The 19381-nt window shown below is 59.0% G+C and carries 16 protein-coding genes; 7 read left to right on the top strand and 9 right to left on the bottom strand.

The window, feature by feature from the left end:
* Positions 1-134: 134 nt before the first annotated feature.
* From GYN08_RS03460 to GYN08_RS03440, 5 genes are all read left to right on the top strand, one after another.
* Positions 135-1037 carry an ArsR/SmtB family transcription factor gene (locus GYN08_RS03460; RefSeq protein WP_166272504.1) on the top strand — a complete coding sequence of 301 codons (903 nt, stop codon included), beginning with the start codon at positions 135-137 and terminating at the stop codon, positions 1035-1037.
* A 131-nt stretch (positions 1038-1168) separates the two neighbouring features.
* Positions 1169-1714 (top strand): RNA polymerase sigma factor, encoded by a 546-nt coding sequence (locus GYN08_RS03455; protein WP_268952848.1) that lies wholly within the window; start codon positions 1169-1171, stop codon positions 1712-1714.
* Positions 1711-2067, top strand: coding sequence for a hypothetical protein (locus GYN08_RS03450; protein WP_166272500.1), 357 nt, complete (start codon positions 1711-1713; stop codon positions 2065-2067). The genes GYN08_RS03455 and GYN08_RS03450 overlap by 4 nt, the downstream gene beginning before the upstream one ends.
* Positions 2057-4387 (top strand): carboxypeptidase-like regulatory domain-containing protein, encoded by a 2331-nt coding sequence (locus tag GYN08_RS03445; protein ID WP_166272498.1) that lies wholly within the window; start codon positions 2057-2059, stop codon positions 4385-4387. Before GYN08_RS03450 ends, GYN08_RS03445 begins: the two co-directional genes overlap by 11 nt.
* A gap of 258 nt (positions 4388-4645) precedes the next feature.
* Positions 4646-6841: a hypothetical protein gene (locus tag GYN08_RS03440; protein ID WP_166272496.1), complete on the top strand. Its 2196-nt coding sequence runs from the start codon at positions 4646-4648 to the stop codon at positions 6839-6841.
* A gap of 111 nt (positions 6842-6952) precedes the next feature.
* On the opposite strand, the gene GYN08_RS03435 is transcribed toward GYN08_RS03440, so the two are convergent.
* Complete coding sequence (locus GYN08_RS03435) at positions 6953-7537, bottom strand: hypothetical protein (protein ID WP_166272494.1); 585 nt, start codon at positions 7535-7537, stop codon at positions 6953-6955.
* A gap of 132 nt (positions 7538-7669) precedes the next feature.
* Between GYN08_RS03435 and GYN08_RS03430 the strand changes: the two genes are divergently transcribed.
* Complete coding sequence (locus tag GYN08_RS03430; protein ID WP_166272492.1) at positions 7670-8557, top strand: CPBP family intramembrane glutamic endopeptidase; 888 nt, start codon at positions 7670-7672, stop codon at positions 8555-8557.
* A 166-nt stretch (positions 8558-8723) separates the two neighbouring features.
* Here the strand turns inward: GYN08_RS03430 and GYN08_RS03425 are convergent, their stop codons facing one another.
* From GYN08_RS03425 to GYN08_RS03400, 6 genes are all read right to left on the bottom strand, one after another.
* Entirely contained in the window at positions 8724-9335 is a 612-nt protein-coding gene (locus GYN08_RS03425) for a hypothetical protein (protein ID WP_166272490.1), read from the bottom strand.
* Positions 9336-9577: 242 nt separating this feature from the next.
* Entirely contained in the window at positions 9578-10261 is a 684-nt protein-coding gene (locus GYN08_RS03420; RefSeq protein WP_235945868.1) for a DUF1266 domain-containing protein, read from the bottom strand.
* Positions 10261-12957 carry a tetratricopeptide repeat protein gene (locus GYN08_RS03415; protein WP_166272486.1) on the bottom strand — a complete coding sequence of 899 codons (2697 nt, stop codon included), beginning with the start codon at positions 12955-12957 and terminating at the stop codon, positions 10261-10263. The genes GYN08_RS03420 and GYN08_RS03415 overlap by 1 nt, the downstream gene beginning before the upstream one ends.
* A 1-nt stretch (position 12958) precedes the next feature.
* Complete coding sequence (locus GYN08_RS03410; protein WP_166272484.1) at positions 12959-14656, bottom strand: molecular chaperone HscC; 1698 nt, start codon at positions 14654-14656, stop codon at positions 12959-12961.
* 171 nt (positions 14657-14827) lie between these two features.
* A complete protein-coding gene (locus GYN08_RS03405; protein WP_166272482.1) occupies positions 14828-15082 on the bottom strand; it encodes a hypothetical protein in 255 nt (84 codons plus the stop codon).
* A gap of 105 nt (positions 15083-15187) precedes the next feature.
* A complete protein-coding gene (locus tag GYN08_RS03400) occupies positions 15188-16621 on the bottom strand; it encodes an amino acid permease (protein ID WP_166272480.1) in 1434 nt (477 codons plus the stop codon).
* 191 nt (positions 16622-16812) lie between these two features.
* Here GYN08_RS03400 and GYN08_RS03395 point away from each other — a divergent pair, with 191 nt between their 5' ends.
* Entirely contained in the window at positions 16813-17250 is a 438-nt protein-coding gene (locus tag GYN08_RS03395) for a PH domain-containing protein (protein WP_166272478.1), read from the top strand.
* Positions 17251-17356: 106 nt separating this feature from the next.
* Here the strand turns inward: GYN08_RS03395 and GYN08_RS03390 are convergent, their stop codons facing one another.
* Both GYN08_RS03390 and GYN08_RS03385 read right to left on the bottom strand, forming a co-directional pair.
* Positions 17357-18550 (bottom strand): Gfo/Idh/MocA family protein, encoded by a 1194-nt coding sequence (locus GYN08_RS03390; RefSeq protein WP_166272476.1) that lies wholly within the window; start codon positions 18548-18550, stop codon positions 17357-17359.
* Positions 18551-18816: 266 nt separating this feature from the next.
* Positions 18817-19371: a flavin reductase family protein gene (locus tag GYN08_RS03385; RefSeq protein WP_166272474.1), complete on the bottom strand. Its 555-nt coding sequence runs from the start codon at positions 19369-19371 to the stop codon at positions 18817-18819.
* Between the last annotated feature and the right edge of the window lie 10 nt (positions 19372-19381).

Here is a 19381-nt window from a genome sequence, read left to right as displayed (position 1 = left end):
GTAATCGCTTTTTTGCTTCGAAAGTACCTATTACATTAATTTATATACAGGTTAATAACCTTTATGGTATCATTAACGTTACCAAGACCGCCTGCGGTCGTATTAATGAAACCAAGTGAAAGAAGTGGGATAAGATGCAGTTGGAAATCGATCAGTCCTCCCTCGTCGTCTACGAAGCGCTGGCCAGCGAAGTTCGCATTAAGATCATTCAGCTGCTGTCCAAAAACAAAATGAATATCAAGGAGCTCGCCGAGGAGCTGAAGATCAGCAGCCCGATCGTGATCAAGCATATCAAGAAGCTGGAAGACGCCGGCATCATCAAAACGGAGAAGGTTCCGGGCAAATCCGGTCTCCAGAAGCTGTCCATTCTCAAAGTCGATCATATCGAAATCAATTTCCCTAAAAAGATCTTCCATTCTTTCGATTCGTACGAAACGTCGGTTCCGGTCGGCCATTATACCGATTTCGATCTCAAGCCGACTTGCGGACTCGCGTCGGACAAAGATTTCATCGGGCCGGTCGACGAACCGAAGTATTTTATGGATCCCAAGCGCATGGATGCGGAAATTTTGTGGTTCACGCAGGGATTCGTGCAGTACAATGTGGCGAACTTTCTCAAAAAAGAGGAAAAGCTGCAGCAGTTCGAAATCAGCATGGAACTTTCGTCGGAATTCCCTTTTTCCAACGACGTCTGGCCTTCCGATATCACCTTTACGCTGAACGGCATCGAACTCGGTACCTGGACGAGCCCGGGCGACTTCGCGGATACGCGAGGCAAGCTCACGCCGGATTGGTGGCCGCATAATCTCAACCAATACGGCCTGCTCAAAACGATCCGCATTACCGGCCACGGCACATATGTCGACGGCGATCCGATGTCCGACGTCTCGATCGCGGATCTCGATACGAGCTGCGACCGCTGGACTTTGCGCATCGAAGTGAAAGAAGACGCGAAGAACGTCGGAGGAGCGACCATCTTCGGCAAAAAGTTCGGGAATCACAACCAGGATATTTTGTTCAAGATGTATTATTTGTGAATCCGGCGGTTTCGGCAGCAGTCCTCTATTCCGGAGGGCTGCTTTTTTATGTTTGCGCAAAAAAAGTTTGCCTCCGGGCGCAACCCGTTTTGCGCGGCCCGCATCTTAACGCTTGAAGGGGGGAGCTCGGCCTGGACCTTATAGAGAGAATCAAAAACAAGGACGAATCCGCCCTGCGCGAACTGATGGACGACTACGGCGATCTGCTCCTGCGCACGGCCTGCCTGCTGGTCAAGGATAAGCAGGCCGCCGAAGAAGCGGTACAGGACACTTTCGTCCTGGCCTATGCCAAAATCGCGCAGCTGCAGGATCCGGCCAAGCTGAAATCATGGCTGGTGCGCATCGTCATCAATCGCTGCCGCATGAAGCAGCGGACCTGGAGTTGGCGGAACATTTTTCCGGGCGGCGAAGCCGGCGAACTGCCGGTCGACGCGAACTTGAGAAGCGCGGGAGCGGAAGAATCGTTCATGACCGAATGGCGGAACGGAAAGTTGGCCGAAGCGGTGCGTCGAATCGATTACCGCAACCGCGAATGCATGGTGCTGTACTATTTTCAAGAATTGACGATACGGGAAATCGCGGAGCAGCTGGACACCCCGGAAAGCACCGTCAAATCGAGACTGATGCGGGGAAGAAACGCGCTGAAGAAGATTTGGGAAGAGGAGGAACGGCGATGAACGAATCCAATCAAGAAGCCGAACGGCGGGCGGTCAAACATAGGTTGGACGAGGATTTAAACGAAATTTCTTTTCGGGGACACGACGAAGTATTGAAGCGGGCCTTCCGGCCTTCCCGCCGCCAGCGCTTGTCGGCATGGTGGAACAAGGACGTGGAATTCTCGCTCGGGCCCGTCTCGGCCGCATTCGCCCTGCTCCTCCTGATCACGGCGGTCGGCCTGCCGATCTACGAAGCCTCCACGCGCTTTTCGCCCGAGGAACGCTACGACCGTTCCATTCAGCTGATCGAAACGCGGAGCGGCATTTACGACAAAGCCTTTTACGAACGGATGGTGAACAAACATGAAAATTAAACTGAAAGTCAAACATCTCGTGCTTGGACTGCTGGTTCCGGCCGTCGTCGTCGGATCGGCGGCTTATGCGGCCCCTTCGTTGATCTCCGCGGTTTCGAACGTTCAAGCGGATGCGCGCGGCGACCTGCTCAACAAGCTGAACCGGGCGAAGGGCGACGAACAGCTGAAGCTGATCCGCGAAAACGTGCTCGGTTACGCTCAAGGCTACTCGCCTTATTTGTTCGACGCTTACTTCGACAGCGGTTACGTCTTTAACCACATCTCCCAGCGGCGTCTTGCCGAGGACCCGGCTCGCCTGCTGACGCGGGCAGATCGGATCCCGCTGCTTCGGGCTTACGTCGAACGGGCGGAATCGGATATCTGGCTCGTTCAAGCCGCCGACCAGTTGGCCTACGTTTACGATGCCGACGGACGTACGGAAGACGGAGACCGGGCGATCGAGCTCGCTTTGGCACGCGCGAATCAAAGTCCGGCCGTACGGGGGCAGCTTCTGCTGCTGCAAGCCGGCCGCCTGCTGAAGCAGGGGCAATTCGCGGCTGCCGACAGCCTGCTGGAGGCGGACGAAGATTCGTCGATCGTCGCAGATCCGCAGCTTCGCATCCGGTTCGATCTGCTGCGGGCCAGAGCCCAGTACGCGGACGGGCATCCCCAAGAAGCGCTGGATACCGCGCATCGCGGACTGAAAGCTTACAACGAAGCAACCGGCACCGAAGGCGGAGAAACGCAGGGAACCTGGGCAAGAGGCAGCGGCGATAACGGAATCGACAAAAGGCTCGCCCGACTGGAACGCGCGATCCGGCATTCGATCCAATTGGGAGATACCGCTTCTTCGACCTTGACCGGTGTGCTGAAGCGCAGCGACGGCACGCCGATCGCGGGCGCGGGCGTGTTCCTGCTGCACGAAAGCGAGATGTATATCGGTTTCGGCGTTCGTGACGAACGGCCTTTCGATCAACGTTTTATGGATGAGCCGCCTTACCGCGTGCTGACGGACGATCAAGGCCGTTTCGAAATCAAAGGCGTGATGCCCGGCATTTATCAGATCAATCTAGGGGTCAGTCTCGCGCAAGCGGACGGCTGGACCTATCCGATCAATTTCTACGAATGGTTCGAAATCAAAGGCGGCCAGACGGTACAAAAAAACTTGACGATGCGGCCGCTGATCGGTCAAGAAGCGCCGATCGACGGAAAAACGATCGATACGGATACGGTCGAGCTGCGTTGGAAAGAAGTGCCGGGCGCTTCTTATTACCGCGTGATGAGCAGTTTTTCGAACAAAAAAGGCACCGGAACGACCGGAGGTTACATGTCGGAGCGCTTCCAGCGCTATACGAAGCCCCAGGCTTCCGTCCCGGTCGATCGCTTTTACCGTATGCCCTCCATCTATTGGAGCTTCGACCGGCGCAGCGGGACGAACGTGTCCTGGGACCAATTCGATCCGAAAGATTTGCTCGGTTTCTCCGATCCCGACGCCCTCGTCTCCTGGACCGTCAACGCTTACGACGCGCAGGACCGGCTGATCGCCAGCAGTTACGGATACCGGCTGAACGAGATAAACGCTTCTTCCCTGCCTACCTTTTACTTGAAGCGGAAAAACCTATCGGACGCGGACCGGCTGCTGCTTGAACGAAAATGGACGCAGGCGATCGAAACTTATCGGAGCGAATACGAAGCCGACGGCACCGACACGCATGCCGTGCGGATGCTCGCCGACCTTCTCTATATCCGCAGTTATGCGGACAATCAGCCCCGACTGGAACGCGAAGCCGTTTCTCTGCTCGAAGAAGCGAACGAGCGGCAGCCGAACATGGAAGACACTTATAAACTGATGAGTTATTTTTATGAACGGGCAGACTGGGCGCGTTACGAGCATTACTATACCCTTTACGTCAAACTGCTCGGCAGACAGCCCGATTATTTCGAGCTCGGCAATCATGCGATGTCGCTGCTGAAAAGAGGCCGAGCCGAAGAGGCCCAAGCGGAATTTTCCGCTTCGCTCGCGACCGATCCGAGCCATCACTACGCGGGTCCGCTCCTGGCGCTGAAGCTGCAAGGCGGCCTGCCGCTTGACGAAGCCCGCAAGCTCGCCGAGTCTTATCCGGAGTTCGATTACGCGGAGAGCGGTTACGACTGGCAGCTGATGCTGATCGACCTGGAAACCGAGCGCGCGAACGATCCTGCCGGTTTCGACGCCAAGCTGCGCGAAGGATTGAAAGCCTATGCGGCCGGCGAGCACGAAGCGCTGGCAAAGCGGATCAAGAAGCAAAACGAGCTGCCCGCGCTGAACACGTTCCTGAAGAGAGTGCTTCAAGTGCAGTAAACATGCGAGGCAGAAGAAGAACATCCGGCATTCACGAAACGGCGCGGCACGTATTTCTTTGCAAAGCCGCTCGCAAAAAAAGGAAAAGAATCGAATAAAATCCGAAAAAAGACGCAGGCTTGTCGCCGGCGTCTTTTTCGAATGGACAAGAACTTCGCTCTTCCGCAAAATTTATCCATAAATCTCCTCTTTTCCGTAACGAATTCCTTCTTTCGCGCATTTTATATATATCAGACATCGTCAGAAAGGAAGTGAAACATGATGAAGATTTCCCGTAAAACCGCACGCCGAGCCCTCTACGCGCTCCTTACGCTTCTTGTTCTCGCGGCAGCGGCGATCTGGATTCCTCGCGCCGTCGAAAACCATCGGGCCGCGCAGTCCCCGGAAGCGCTCCGCGCCCGCTTTATCCAGGAGATCGGCGAAGCGAAAGGTCAGGACAAGCTGGACCTGATCGCGCGTCTGGCGGTCCAGTCTCCCGAATACGATCCTTATGCGTTCGACCTCCGGATAGGCCCCAGAGGCTCCATGCATACCTCCGGCAGCGACGAGACCGGTCTGCTGAAGCCGGAGGACCGCCTGCCTATGCTTGAACAATACGTGGGCGGCGGCAGACGAGACGAAACGCTGGTCCGCGCGGCCGAACAGCTGGCGTACGAATACGATGCGCTCGGACGCAGCGGCGACGGCGACCGGGCATTGGAAGAAGCGCTGGCACGCTTCGAAAAAGGTTCCCTGGAATACGCGACGCTGATGCTTGATCGCGCGGAGCGGGAACTGGCGCACGGCAGCCTTGAAACGGCGGGCAAGCTGCTGGAAGAAAGCGATGTTCGGGTTCAGCGGAATGCCGTCGATTTGAAAAGGCGCGCCGCCTGGATCGACAGCTTTTCGCTCTTCGCCCGGGGCCGGACGCAGGAAGCGATTGCCGAAGCCGATCGCGGCTTGTCCGGCAGCCCTTCGGCGCAGCCGCTTCGCTCGCTGCGGGAATCCTTGACGATGCTGGCGGAGGAGCCGAGCGCTTCTTCCGCCGTGTTCAAAGGCCGGCTGACGTACAGCGACGGCAAGCCCGCGGCGCGGGCCGGCGTGTTCCTGCTCGGCGAAAACGAAGACGGTTCGCCGAACCAAGCCGAGCCTTACCGCGCGGTGACCGATCCCGAAGGACGGTTCGAAATCCGAAACGTCGTGCCGGGCTATTACGGGCTCGAGCTCGGATTGGACGAGAAGCAGGCCGACGGCTGGAGCTGGCCGATTCGATGGGACGATTGGATCCGGTTCGAGAACGGGGAAACGCTGTCTCGCGAACTCGTCATCAAGCCTCGGATCGAACTCCGATCGCCGGTCAACGAACAGAAATTGACCGGCGAGACGGTCGAGTTCAGTTGGTCCGCGGTCGAGGACGCCGCCTATTACGACCTGATCGGTTCTATCCCCGACCGGGATGACACGATCAGCACCGGCACGCTGATTCGCGAGCGGATTGCCGGCAACCGGATTGTTCTTCCGATCGAGGATCTGTATGCCGTACCGGGGTCGATCGACTATCCGGAGTCCGGCGATTGGAAAGCGTCCGACCCTTATCGGATGCTCGCCTATATGAATCCCGATGCCCGCTTCTCCTGGTCGGTTCGAGCTTACGATGCCGACGGACGGGTAATCAGCGAGAGCACGGGCTACGGTAAAAATGCCGATCAAGCGGATCTCCTTCCGTTCTTTTACCTGAAGCAGCGAACGCTGACCGATACGGACAAGCTGCTGTTAAAGGGCAAATTGAGCGAAGCGGCGGCAGCTTACCGGCAGGAGACGGAGAGCGATCCGAACGATGTGCACGCGCTGCGCATGCTGTCCCGGCTGTCGCTCGCTCGGGCCGAAATCTCGGGCGATGCCCAGGCCAAAAAAGAAACCGCCCTGCTGCTTCGGCGTCTTGCGGAATTCGGACTTTCCCCGCAGGAAGCGCAGCGTTTGTCGGAGTTATCTTACGCCGAAGCCGCATGGGAAGACTATGACGACGATTTCCGCCTGTACAAGGAGTTGAACGGCGGCTACGCCGAACCTTCCGCCCGGGCCCGGCATGCTTCATCGCTGCTGTACCGCGGACAGACGGACGAAGCGCGCCGAGCTTTCGAGGCGATCGTTCGGGAAGACCCGCTGCATCGCTTCCTCGGCCTCTACCTCGCGGCGGAGCTGCGGGCGGGCTTAAGCCTCCGCGAAGCGTCGGCACTGGCCGAACGTTACCCCGAGCTGGGCGATCAACGGGGCAGCTCGTACTGGGCGGCCCTGTTGGATCGGATGAGTTCCGAACGCTCGCGAGACCTTGAAGCTTTCGATACGAAGCTGCAGCTTGCGCTGGACGAATTTCTGCGCAGCCGAAAAATAGATCCGAACGCCTCCCCGTCCGAAGCGGGCAGCGGATTCGCTTCGATCGACGCCTTCGTTCGAGCGGTCGCGGATATTCGCTGAGTACGGAACCTATTCAAAAACATGAAAAAGCCGGACCTCAGTCCGGCTTTTTCATGTTCGTTCAAAATTTTTTTCTCTCGGCCGTTTATGCGGGTTCGCGCATTCTCGTTCTCACATGGAGTCGATCCAGGCCGCGAACGCCTCCGCTTCTCCGCCCGGGTTCAGCTTCCGGTTCAACTTCGCCGTCTCGTCCGAATATTCCAGGCCGTGTACCAACAAAGGCAGAGAGCGGCCGAAGGTTCCCGTCACGACGCCTTCGCTTCGCAGCCGGGTCACGACGTTCTGTACGACGCTGCCGAAAGCCTCCACGATCTTCTCGCCCGACTCCAGCGTCCGCTCGAAATCTTCGCGCTCTTCTTCGTCGGTATAGAACCATGGCAGCGACCGGACCCATTCGTCCCGCCGAAGCTGCTCTTCGCGCCCTTCGCGAACATAATCGTCGCCGATTACGACCTGTTCGTTCTGCAGCCAATACGCATAGTTCCAACGGGCTTCTCCGGCATCCGAAGCTTCGAACCTGCTTTCTTCGTATTGGCTGTCCGTATTGCTTCCGAACGTCAGCTTCGGTCTGCGCAGATCGTCCTCCTCGCATTCGACGTAAAAGGACAAGACGTAAATGGCATTCCGTTCCTCTTCGTTCCAAGCTTCGATCCCGCTTTTGATCCGCTCGAAAACGTAACTTTCAAAATCGCTCATGCTTATACTCCTTTCATCGTTCGCTCAGCGCAAGGTCCTTTCCGGACCGCGTGACAGTTTGATCCAAAAATGTTACGGTTAAGCCGACTTGGTTGCGTAAATCTTTTATAAATAAGGAAAGGAAGGCTGTATATGAACGAGTCGGCTACCCGACCTCCCCTTTCAAACCGAAAAGACTCCAAAATCGCGGCTTTTTTCCGTTACCCGCTCGTCTGGATGCCGCTCGGTTTCGTCCTGCTGGTACTGTGCAGCGGCCTGCTGTCCCCGCCGTTCGGATCGACCGACATTCCCGCCGTCGTCCTGCTGTCGCTGCTGAGCGGAATCGTCTGCAGCGCCGCGTACTTCTTCATCATGAAAGTTCCGGCTCGCCGCCGCGTGCCCGAACTGGCCCTGAGCGGCGCGGGAAAAGAAACGCTGCTGGGAATCGGTGCCGGGCTGCTGTTCATCGGCGTATCGGTGCTGATCATTTCGGCGCTGGGCGGCTATTCGTTCCGGTGGGCGCCATCCCTTCCGACGGGAGCGCTGCTGGCCGGTCTGCTGTTTTTCGCCAGCGCCGCGCTGTTCGAAGAATTGGTATTCCGCGGCCTGCTCGTGCAGGGGATCGAACGGCTGGGCGGAAGTTGGATCGCGCTGGCGCTGACGTCGCTGTTTTTCGGCGCCGTCCATCTCGCCAACCCCAACGCGACCCTGCTCAGCGCTCTGGCAATCGCCGTCGAAGCGGGTCTGCTGCTCGGCGCGGCCTTCCTTTGGCGGAGAAACCTGTGGTTTGTGACGGGGCTGCATTTCGCTTGGAATTCCTGCGTCAGCCTGCTCGGCATTCCCGTCTCCGGGCTGGAATCGTCGGGACTGTTCGAGGTTAAGGTTCAAGGACCCGACCTGCTGACGGGAGGCGCGTTCGGGATCGAAGGCTCGATCGTGCCGGTTGTGATAGGGCTGACGCTAACGCTGTGGGTTTTGTTCGAAGCGAAAAAATCCGGCAGGCTCATCCCCTTCCGCAGGCGCCGGGAAGAACGGATTTAGAACCGTTTTTCGGTCGAAACACTCGGCGCAGGCCAGGTTCGTTCAAAGGCCCGGAAATCGGAACATCGGCGCGGCATACCTAAAAAGCCCGGATATCCGGGCTTTTTTGCGTTCTTGCGCAGAAAATCGGCTTTGCGCGAATGATCGCTGCCTCTCCGTGACCTTACTATTCCAGCACGATCTCCGGACCCAACGGTTTTTGCTTGCCGTAATCTTCATAAGCGCGGACCCGGAAAGAGATGCCCGTCAGGTCGTCGGGAAGCGGCGGGCTGATCACGTAGTTGAGCGACATTTTTCCGGTCGTGCCCGCCCCGCGATGCATCCGGCAGTCATAATCGGTTTCTCCCGAAACGCTCAGCTCGAACTCCTTATGGGAACGTTCCCGGGGATACTCGTCGTATTCGGGCTCGACTTCTTCCCAATCCGCGCTCAGCACCGCCACGCTCGCATTTTCGTACTGGCGAACCGTAACGATCGAGTAAAAAATATCCGACTGTTCCGCCGTACGCAGTACCGGAATCCGGCAGCGGAAACCGATCGGCCTGACTTCGGGCTTGTAATGCTCTTCCGAAGCCAGGCTCCCGAATATCGAATCCAACAAGTTCTCGTATATCCCGTACTTTTCCGACCATTCGGCTATCCTTGCTTTTGACGGGTGGCCCGGATTCCCTTCCGATATCTCTTTGCGCCGCTGCAGCAGTTCGCAAATCCGTTCGTCGATCGGCATCAGCCGTTCGTCATAATAACCGTCGGGACGTTCCGCTCTCATCGATTGCATCGCTGTTCCGCTTCCCTTCGCTTCCGGCCGCTGTACGCGCCGTTTATAGAATTTCTTGTCGACCTCCGGTACCGTCGTTCCTTCCGGCAGCCCGCCCAGGCAAAGGCCTCATTCAATAAACGCCGCCAGAGGGCAAAAGCTTCGCCCCGGAGCCCCTTTTTCACGAACATTTGCGCAGGGCCGCCCGGTTCGGCTTACGACTTCGCTTCCATAATACTCATTTCCTTTGATTGGGAGCGAATTTATGGATGCTCTGAAGCCCAGGGCAGCTCCGGGGGTTCCGGCAGGTCGATCTCCCACTCCAGTTCGCGCCACGGCGACGACTCGCCGATCAGAGGAACGCGCAGCGTCTCGGCATCGATCTTCGAACCTTCTTCCGACAGGTCGCGTGCCGCAAATTGGCGCCCCGCCATATAAGCGATCGCGTAATCCGGCCAGCTGCGGTAAGAAAAACGGGCCCGGACCGCCGTATGCAGCAGGCATATTTCTTCTTCCTCCTCGCCGATATACTCTTCCAAACGCGCGCACCGGAGATAAAAAGCAAGCTGTCCCAGATCCCAGGCGGCGATGCCGGCCGGCGGCAGCCGGTCCATATACAGATGAACCGCATACCATTCCCCGTATCTCTCGTGTTCCCGCACGCCGTCCACGTAATGCCGGCGTTGGTCGAGGGTCATTCCGCTGAACAGCAGACGGGTATGCTGAAAACCGGGGTTGTGCACACCCGACCACATCCGCTCGGCCAAATGCCGCACGCCCTCGATATCCGTAACGCCCCATGTTTCTTCCAAAAGTTTGCCCGGATCGAATTCGGCCGCCCGGCAGGCCGCGGGCGTATAGGGCGGGTTTACGCCGTACCGCGTGAGAAGCGGCGCGCCGAGCGCGACCGCCCAATCCAGCGCGCGCCGATAATCGTAAGCGTCCATCACTTGCGCATCCCCTCCGTTTCGTATGGCGGTTCGTCCCTCGGAGCGATCCGGACGGGACGCAGTTTGACGCTGAACGGCCAGCTTTCCTGCCGGGCCGGACTGCGCAGCAGCTGCCGCAGAGCCGACGGAATCGCGCTTTTTCCTTCCATTCGCCGAAGCCTCGCCCGGTAATCGGAATGATCGGGATGTTCCGCAGCGGCTTCCCGAGCCAGCGTCAGCGCCTCGTCCGTCATTCCGCTCTCGAAAAGCGCGATGGACAGCAGACTGACGGCATCGCCGCGCAGGCCCGATGCGCAGGCGCGCCGCAGATGCTCGGCCGCCGCCGCGTAGTCTTTCCGTTCCAACAGCAGCATTCCCGAATAATACCAGAGCTCCGGATGCACGCTGCGGTCGGGCAGCCGAACCAGCAGTCCGGCAATTTCGGCTTCGGCTTCCTCGACGCGGCCGTATTCGAACAGGATGCCGGTCCGGCGCGCGCGCGTCTCGTCGTCGCCCGGGTCCAACGCCAGGATACGCTCCGCGTAGGCGAGCGCTTCCTCTTCTCCGCCGGCCGCCAGCTCGTCCAGCGCAAAGCGGAGCACCCGCGGATCGTCCGGCGCGAGTTTCGCCGCCGCGAGAAAAGCCTCTTTCGCTTCGCCCGATCGGCCCAGCTTGCGGCAGGCCCATCCCCGAAGCAGCAGCAGCTCGGGATCTCCTTCCGACTCCCGCGCTTCCGCCAGCGCTTCGCCATACTTGCCCCGGCGAAGATAAAGCTCGCACAGCGCTTTTCGTACAAGGTCGGCTTCCCCGGAATTCTTCGCGTTTTCCAAACTGCGGAGCGCGTCATCATAACGTCTGCCGCGCATTTCGCACAGGCCTTTCATCCGCAGCCACGCCGGATTCCCCGAACGGTAAGCGCAGGCGCGATCGAAATCTTCGAGCGCCTCCTCATACCGCCGAAGCCGATAGAGCGCGACCGCGCGGGTACCGTAAGGTTCGCTTGACGGGCCTAATCGCAGCGCCCGGCCCGCAAGGTCCAGCGCCTCTTCCGGACGCCCCTGTCCGATCGCGCATCGGGCCAGCGACGTCCAGAGACGGGCATCGCCTCCCGCGGTCAGCGCGGCAGCTTTCCCGAGATCTTTTTCCGCTTCGCTCCACCGTTCGCGATCCGTCAAATACAGTCCGCGATGCAGCCGCGCGTAATAGCCGTTCTGTCCGGAGGTTTCCGCGGCTTCTACCGCTTCGTCAAAACAGCGGGCCCCCTCCTGTTCACGTCCCAAACGAATCAGCGTCCGTCCGAGCAGCGCCTTCATCTCGCCGGTCGTCCCGTAGAGCGGCGCCTCCGTCAGCACGCGCAGGCATTCTTCCCAGCGTTCCAGGCCGAACAGCAGCTCCCCCGCGGCAAAACGCGCGTCCCGGTCGCCGGGATAACGCTTGATCGTCTCGAGCAGCAGATCCGTCCTCAGCGCCTGCAGATCCAACAGCCGAATGCGCAGCTCGATGTCCGAAGGTTCCAGCAGCAGCGCCAGGTCGCAGATCTGCTCGGCTTCGGCGCTGCGCCCGAGCTCGCGGAAAGCGCGCGCCAGTCCCAGCAGCGCCTGGGGATCGTTCGGCCTCAGATCGAGCGCGCGCTGCAGAAGAGTCAGCGCCTCGGAAGCGCGCTCCGTTTCCAACAGCCTGTCCGCCAGACGCAGCAGGGCATCGCGCTCGTTCGGAAAAGAAGACACCAGCGTTTTCCAGTCCTCTTCCGCCCGCAGATCCTCGCCGAGCAGATGCAGAGCGGTCGCCCGCAGCCGAAGCAGGTCCGGGTCCTGTCCCAATCCGCCTTCCAGCATCGCATAAGCGGCATCGAACTGTTCCACGGCTTCCCAAAGACGGCCGCTTCTGAGCAGGGCGGCTCCGCGGCCTCGCAGCGATAAAAACGCATCGTGTTCAAAATCCCGCCGCCGCGGCAGATGATCGAACCGCAGCTCCGCGGGCTGACGGATCGAATCCAGAATAAAGCCCGCGAAATCCGGCGGAACGAGCCGGGACAATCCCAATTCGTCGTCGGTCCAGCGAAAAACGCGGTTCAGCAGCTGCCACACCGGCAGAGGAAGATGCGGATGCTCCGCAAGAAAACGCAGCATTTTAGGCTGAACTTCCTGCCTAAAAGCCAAGTTCCGCAGCCGATCGTTCTCCAGCAGCTCGCTCCAGATTTCCGCCGCGATGCGCTTCGGGTAATCGGCGTATACCTGTTCGAGCTGCCGAATCAGCTCATCCGTCTCCGACGCCGCCTTGCGTTCCTTACGCGGAACCGCGGCCGACTCGGAAGGGGAAGCGGCGCCGGCCGTCCCCGCATCCTGAACGGTATCCCGTCCTTCGCTTCCGGATATGTGCGAGCCGCTCGCTCCCTGTGCCCGCTCCGCCCGGCGTCTGCGCTGCGCCTGGCGGTTGGCTTCGCCCCAGACAGGCGGTCGTTCCCCACTTCCGTCCCGACTGCCGCTTCCGCTTGGCTTGGATATCGGGGACCCGCCGGACAGCGGTTCGCCGCCGGCTTCTTCGGGCCGAAGTCTCTTTGCCAGTTCCAGCGCTTCGCCGTAGGCTTCGCGCAGCCTCTGGAAGCCTTCCGGATCGTCTTCGGGATGCACTTTCTTGAGCAGCGCCGCATAGGCGCGTTTGATCGCCCGGGCGTCGGCGGTCGGCGCTATGCCGAGAATTTCCCAGACGCTCATCTCAGCGCCGGCTCCCTTCGATCCCATTCAGAAACTGCTCCAGCCGTTCCGCTTCCTCGCGGATTTCCCGTTCGTCCTGCCGGTTCAGCGCCGCCTCGAAGCGCTGCATGGCCAGGGCGATCCATTCCCTTTCGTCGCCGAGCCTTTCCTCGTACAGCCGATCGCCGCGCGCAAGCAGCAGACGGTTCTTTTCCTGGTCTCTCGGGTGCATTTTCAGCGCGGACAGCTGCGCCAAGCGCCGCTCGATCTCCTCGCGGCTCATCACGCCGGGATTTTCCTCGATCACGATTCGATGCACGTCGTCCAGGCCGACCGTTTTTACCTCGACTTCCAGAATGCCGTTGATATCGTAAGTATAACGGATGTCGATATCCCGGATACCGGTGGTTCCGGGCGGAAACTCGACTTCGAGTTCGCCCAACAGCAGATTGTTCGCCGCCAGCCGATTTTCGCCTTGATAAATTTTGACGACGATTCTCCGCTGCTCCTCGTTCACGGTCGAAAATCGTTTGACCCGGCTGACGGGCACAAACGTGTTGCGGTCGATAATCGGACTGAAATGTCCGCTCTCGTATTCTCCGCCCGTGTGAGTCACCGCGACTTCCGTGCCGAGCGTATACGGGCAGACGTCGGTCATCACAATGTCCTGCAGCTCTTCGCTCCGCTCCTTCATGCCCGCCTGAACGCCCGCGCCGACGGCTACCGTCTCGTCCGGATCGATATTCGCGGCCGGCAGACGTCCGAACATCCGGCTGAGCATGGAGTACACGATCGGCATACGCGAAGCTCCTCCGACCATGACAATCTCGTCGATCGCATCCGCGTCGATCGAAGCATCGAGCAGCGCGCGTTCGATCGGCTTGCGCAGACGCTCGACCAGCGGCTGAACGAGCATTTCGAAGCGATCCCGATCGATCCGCAGCTCCTTCGTTTCGCCGCCGATCCCCGCCCGCATGACGATCGGCTGATTTCGGGACAGCGTCCGCTTGCCGGACTCCGCCTGATCCCGCAAAAAAGCCAACGTTTTCCGCTCCAGCGAAGAAGCCTGGGTCCCGAACGACGACAAAAAATGCTCGACCAGCAGATTCGTGAAGTCTTCGCCGCCCAGATAATTGTCCCCGGCCACCGCTTTTACTTCCATTACGCCGTCGAACAACTCCAGAATCGAGACGTCGAACGTGCCTCCGCCGAGGTCGAATACGAGAAACTGCGTCTCGGGCTCCTGCTGATGCAGACCGTAAGCGATCGCGGCCGCCGTCGGTTCGTTCAGCAGGCGCTCGACCTTCAAGCCGGCAAGCTCGCCTGCCATCCGCGTCGCTTTGCGCTGCGTATCGTTGAAGTAGGCCGGCACGCTGATGACGGCCTCCGTCACCGGCTCGCCGAGGAAGCTTTCCGCGTCGGCTTTGAGCGCCCGAAGCACGAGCGCCGACAGTTCTTCCGCGCGAAAACGTCGATCGCCCAGCCGAATCTCGCGCGGCGTCCCCATATGGCGCTTGAACGCGGACGCCGTCAACAGCGGGTGGGTCAGCAGACGTTCGCGTGCAATGCGTCCGACCAGGATGTCGCCGTTGTCGTCGAGTCCGACGACCGAAGGCGTCAGCAGATCGCCGAGGGCGTTGGGAATAAGCCGCGAACGGCCGTCTTTCCAGACGGATACGGCGCTGTTGGTCGTTCCGAGATCGATTCCGATAATGGTCATAAGGTTCTCCACCGTTTCTTTATGAATATGCATGTATTGCTGTGTCCAGTTTAACAGGCCACCCGTAAATCGAACAAATGAAAGAATGCTGCGGAAGACGCCTTAGTTATCTTTATGCAAAAGAAAAACTCCGGTCCGTCCGGAGTTTTTTCGTGAAGTCCGATATTCTGTTTACTGCACGGTTCTGTAAATCGTATCGAGCGTATCTTCGATTTCATCATCCGTCATTGCGTATTTTTCGCCTAAGGCATCGCCTTCCCGATCTACCCAGATCCCGTACAGTTCGAAAGTCAGATCTTTATAAAGCACAAATTGGACCGTCGTGTGCCCTTGTTCCGCCCCGTACATGGCGTCGCCTGTAAATTCAACGACGTCTTCTTTGGTGTCGGATTTGTAGTATTCCCATTTCGGATTGCTTCCTCCCATGCTTGTGCAGGCATGAAAAAAAGGACAGCCGCTGAGCGGCTGTCCCGATTGAAACGCTTCGTATCCGGTATTCGGTTATGAATAAAGGCCCGGTCAAAAAAACTTTTAAGGCATCTGGCGTCCCTTTCCCACGATTCCCTCGCTCTCCCGCAGCTGTTTCCGCAGCAGCGGATAGAACACGATTCCGCTCGCCAGCAGCATCACGCCGAACAGGAACGTTTTCCAATCGCCCATGCCGGCGTAAACGACCCAGGCGGAATAAACGGTCGCCAGTACCGCGATTGCGCCGTCCATTCGCCGCTCGCGAACCTCCGTATACCCTTCGCCCGTCAGCGTCAGCTTCAGCTGATACACCGAGGCGATCAGGTACGGCACGAGATACGCCAGCGTCGCGACGACGATAATGAAATCGAACGCCTGGGCGATCGAACCGGAAATCGTCGAGAAAATCAGCAGCTGCCCCAGGCCGTTCGAAATCCACAGCGACAGCTTCGGCATGCCGCGTTCGTTCTCCCGGCGGAACGGCTGCAGAAATACGCGCTGCTTGGCCACTTCGTACGGAACTTCGGCGCTCAGCAGCACCCAGCCGATCGTCGAACCGATCAAGCTGATCAAGCCCAGCGCAGCCAGCAGATAGCCGCCGTACGGACCGAGCACTTCCGTCATGGCGTCGACGAGCGGATTCTGCGACTGCGTCAGCCGCTCTTTGGACAGCAGTCCCATGGTCAGGATGCTGATTCCGACATACAGCACGATCGCGATCAGCAGACCCGCTACGGTGGCACGGCTGACGTCCTTTTTCCGTTTGGCCCGCGCCGCGAACACCGTTGCCGACTCTACGCCGATAAACGCCCACAGCGTTACGACCGCCGCTCCGTTGACCTGAGACAGCAGCGATACGGTCCGTCCGCTTCCATCCAGATGCGCCGCGGCGAACTGCCCCATCGTCGACGATTGAAACGCGAAGAGCGCAATCAGAATGAACAGCGCGAAACCGATCACCTTGGTCGCCGTCGCGATCAGGTTCAGCCGCCCGGCCCCCTCGATTCCGCGCAGCGCAAGCGCGTGCGTCCCCCACAGCAGCAGCGAGCATACGACGAAGTTCAGCGAGTGTCCGACCGTCAATTCGAAGCTTCCCAGGCTCAGCAGTACCTGCGCGCTGTTCATGACCGGGAAGAAGGTGGACAGATAGCTGGCGAACGTCGTGATGACGGCCACGAAGCCCGCGATATTGCCGATCCAGTAGCCCCAGCTCGACATGAATCCCGACAGCAGCGACAGCGCCGGACTGTTCGGGAACAATTCTTTCGCATAAATTTGCGGGCCGCCGTTCAGTTCCGGTTTGCGCAGCGCCAGATTGCCGAACACGAGCGCCAGCATCAGCACGCCGAATCCGGTAACTCCCCACGCCAATACCGTACCCGCCGGGCTGGCCGCTTCCGCGAGCGAACGCGGCAGCATGAAAATGCCCGAGCCGACCATATTGCCGACGACCAGCGCCGTTAAGATCCAAAATCCCAATGTCTTTCCCTTACCCAACCGAATTACCCCTTTTCATGCATGATTCGCTCTGTTTCTCTACCAAGGAGTCGTAAAAAAGTACCCCGGCCTTTTACTATACTCTTTTCTCTGGTAAAGCGAAAGAGCGAATGTTACTTTTTGCATAGAATTGTGCCGAGGCCCTACGTTCCTGTAGAATAAAAGCAAGATCATTTATTTCGGAGGCCTGCATGAATCGATACAAAAGCGAAAAAGACGTCTTTTTCTTCACCTTGAACTGGGCTATTATCATAGCTCTGCTGATTATGGTCTGGATGGGACTGTCGGCCGGCGGTTCCCTGCTGTTCATCCCGGTCTGGCTGCTTATTTTGATGTTCGTCGTATCGACCTGGTACATGACGAACTACGAAATCGAAAACGGCCATCTGCGCGTGCGCTCCGGTCCGCTGAACTGGAACATCCCGATCGATCGCATCGAGAAGATTCGCCGCAAGCGCAGCCTGAGTTCGGGGCCGGCCCATTCACGCGACCGTTTGGAGATCGTGTACGCCGGCGGCAGCCTGCTGGTTTCACCCGTGCGGGAAGACGAATTTTTGAAGCAGCTTACGTCGCTCAACCGTAAAATCGCGGTCGAGGTGCCGGACGCGAAAAAGACGCCCGCCAAATAAAAAGCCTTCCCCGTTATGGGGAAGGCTTTTTTGCGCATGGATTTTCGCCATTCGCCAAATTTCCGAACCGCGGCGACGGAATCGGCCGGAAGGCTCCCGAGGCGTCTTACTCCTCGAACTCGCGCAGGCTCACCCAGCGCTTCTCCGCCGCCGAACGCTCGACCGCTTCGAGCACCGCCTGGCATTTGACGCCGTCGACGAAATTCGGCACCGGCTGGCGGTCTTCGGCGATCGCTTTCATCAGCTCGTGCACTTCGTGCGTCACCGTATGCTCGTAGCCGATCGTATGTCCCGCCGGCCACCAGGCATGCATATAGTCGTGCGCCGCGTCGGTCGCGAGCACCCTGCGGAAGCCCTGCACGTCTTCCGCGTCGTCCGAAAAATAGACTTCCAGCTCGTTCATCCGCTCGAAGTCGAAACGCACGCTGCCCCGGCTGCCGTTGATTTCGAACGAATTCGTGCTGCGGTGTCCGTTCGCGAAGCGCGTCGCTTCGAAAGTTCCGAGCGCGCCGTTTTGAAATCTGGCCATGAACATTGCGGCGTCGTCCACCGTCACTTCGCCGCGCGGACCGTCCTTGCTTCCTTTTGCCGTCAGCCCGGTCATCTCCGTCGGCATCGGCCGTTCCTTGATGAACGTCTCGCTCATGCCGACGACCTCGTCGAATTCGCCGACCAGATAGCGGGCCATGTCGATCGTATGCGCGCCCAGGTCGCCGAGCGATCCCGATCCGGCCACTTCCCTCCGCAGCCGCCAGACGAGCGGGAAATCGGGGTCCATGATCCAATCCTGCAAAAAAAGGCCGCGAAAATGATAAATTTTGCCCAGGCGTCCTTCCTCGATCAGCTTTTTCGTCAGACGCACGGCCGGCGCGAAACGGTAGTTGAAGCCGACCATATGCTTGATTCCCGCCCGCTCCGCCGCCTCCAGCATCTCCCGCGCGTCGGCCAGGCTCAGCGCCAGCGGCTTCTCGCAGAAAATATGTTTGCCGGCGGCAGCCGCGGCCAACGCGATTTCCTTATGCGCGTCGCTCGGCGCGTTGATGTCGACAAGGTCGATGTCCTCCCTCTCGACCAGACTGCGCCAGTCGGTCTCGGTGTCCGACCAGCCGAACTGCTCGCCCGCCGTCTTCACCGCCTGTTCGTCGCGTCCGCAGATCGCCGTCATCCGCGGCTTTGGCACGTCCGGCAGAAACATCGGCAGCGCGCGGTACGCGTTGCTGTGCGCCTTGCCCATAAATTTGTAACCGATCATTCCCACATTGACGAAATCGTTCAAGAAAGTTCTCCACCCTTCCGGCATCCGCCCGACTTTGATATCGCTTACACGGCTATTGTAACCGAAGGGCTTTTGGATTGGAAGTTTGGTGAACAGCAGGCTCCGACAGATAGGGAATAAACTGTTCCCGCCAAAAAACGGCCTTCCGTTTAATTCAAGGAAGACCGCTTTCCATATTCGAATGATTCGGCCGCTCCGCTGCACCTGCTGTCCGACCATGTCTTCGTTCTCCATAATTGAATCATTGAAGCTCACGACAGTACCTTACGTTCATCTTTGCGCAGCTTTCCTTAAGGGCGATGCACTTTCTTCTCCGCCCGTTCATCCAGCACCCGGTACGAGGCGCGTCCCATGTACAGCGGAATCGACAGCTTCGACAGATCGGGCAGTCCGTCTTCCCCGAAGAGTGCCTCGTCTTGATAGACCTGCACGATCTCGCCCACGATCCAGTAATGATCTCCGTACAAATTCATATCCGCCACTCGGCATTCGTACGCCATGTAGGCGTCGTTTAAGATCGGCACTCCTGTCTTCAGTCCGTCCTCGAATCCGATGCCGAGAGCCTCCAGCTTATCGGCATCGCTTCCCGTCAGCGTGCCCGCTCCTTGAATCGCCTGCGTCCGCTCGGCCGGCAGGAAGTTGACGCCGAATACGCCGGCTTTCTTGATCAATCCGTACGAAAACGTCTCTTCGCGCAGCGCGATCCCGTACATGCCCGGTCCCGAGCCGATATAGGCATGCCACCCCGCCGCCATGACGTTGCGCTTTTCTCCCGCCCGGGAAGTGACCATCGCCACCATACCCGGATACGCGTGCATTTTTTCGCCTTCGATCGCCTTTCTCATCTCGGCCTCC

This window comes from Saccharibacillus alkalitolerans, from assembly GCF_011090185.1.
GTDB lineage: Bacteria > Bacillota > Bacilli > Paenibacillales > Paenibacillaceae > Saccharibacillus > Saccharibacillus alkalitolerans.
The sequence above is the reverse complement of the archived record's forward strand: the minus strand, read 5'-3'. Positions and strand labels throughout refer to the sequence as shown.

Coding starts and splice junctions, on each gene's coding strand:
- GYN08_RS03460 (WP_166272504.1), top strand. CDS start 135: ATGCAGTTGGAAATCGATCAGTCCTCCCTCGTCGTCTACGAAGCGCTG.
- GYN08_RS03450 (WP_166272500.1), top strand. CDS start 1,711: ATGAACGAATCCAATCAAGAAGCCGAACGGCGGGCGGTCAAACATAGG.
- GYN08_RS03445 (WP_166272498.1), top strand. CDS start 2,057: ATGAAAATTAAACTGAAAGTCAAACATCTCGTGCTTGGACTGCTGGTT.
- GYN08_RS03440 (WP_166272496.1), top strand. CDS start 4,646: ATGATGAAGATTTCCCGTAAAACCGCACGCCGAGCCCTCTACGCGCTC.
- GYN08_RS03435 (WP_166272494.1), bottom strand. CDS start 7,537: ATGAGCGATTTTGAAAGTTACGTTTTCGAGCGGATCAAAAGCGGGATC.
- GYN08_RS03430 (WP_166272492.1), top strand. CDS start 7,670: ATGAACGAGTCGGCTACCCGACCTCCCCTTTCAAACCGAAAAGACTCC.
- GYN08_RS03425 (WP_166272490.1), bottom strand. CDS start 9,335: ATGCAATCGATGAGAGCGGAACGTCCCGACGGTTATTATGACGAACGG.
- GYN08_RS03420 (WP_235945868.1), bottom strand. CDS start 10,261: ATGGACGCTTACGATTATCGGCGCGCGCTGGATTGGGCGGTCGCGCTC.
- GYN08_RS03415 (WP_166272486.1), bottom strand. CDS start 12,957: ATGAGCGTCTGGGAAATTCTCGGCATAGCGCCGACCGCCGACGCCCGG.
- GYN08_RS03410 (WP_166272484.1), bottom strand. CDS start 14,656: ATGACCATTATCGGAATCGATCTCGGAACGACCAACAGCGCCGTATCC.
- GYN08_RS03405 (WP_166272482.1), bottom strand. CDS start 15,082: ATGGGAGGAAGCAATCCGAAATGGGAATACTACAAATCCGACACCAAA.
- GYN08_RS03395 (WP_166272478.1), top strand. CDS start 16,813: ATGAATCGATACAAAAGCGAAAAAGACGTCTTTTTCTTCACCTTGAAC.
- GYN08_RS03390 (WP_166272476.1), bottom strand. CDS start 18,550: ATGCCGGAAGGGTGGAGAACTTTCTTGAACGATTTCGTCAATGTGGGA.
- GYN08_RS03385 (WP_166272474.1), bottom strand. CDS start 19,371: ATGAGAAAGGCGATCGAAGGCGAAAAAATGCACGCGTATCCGGGTATG.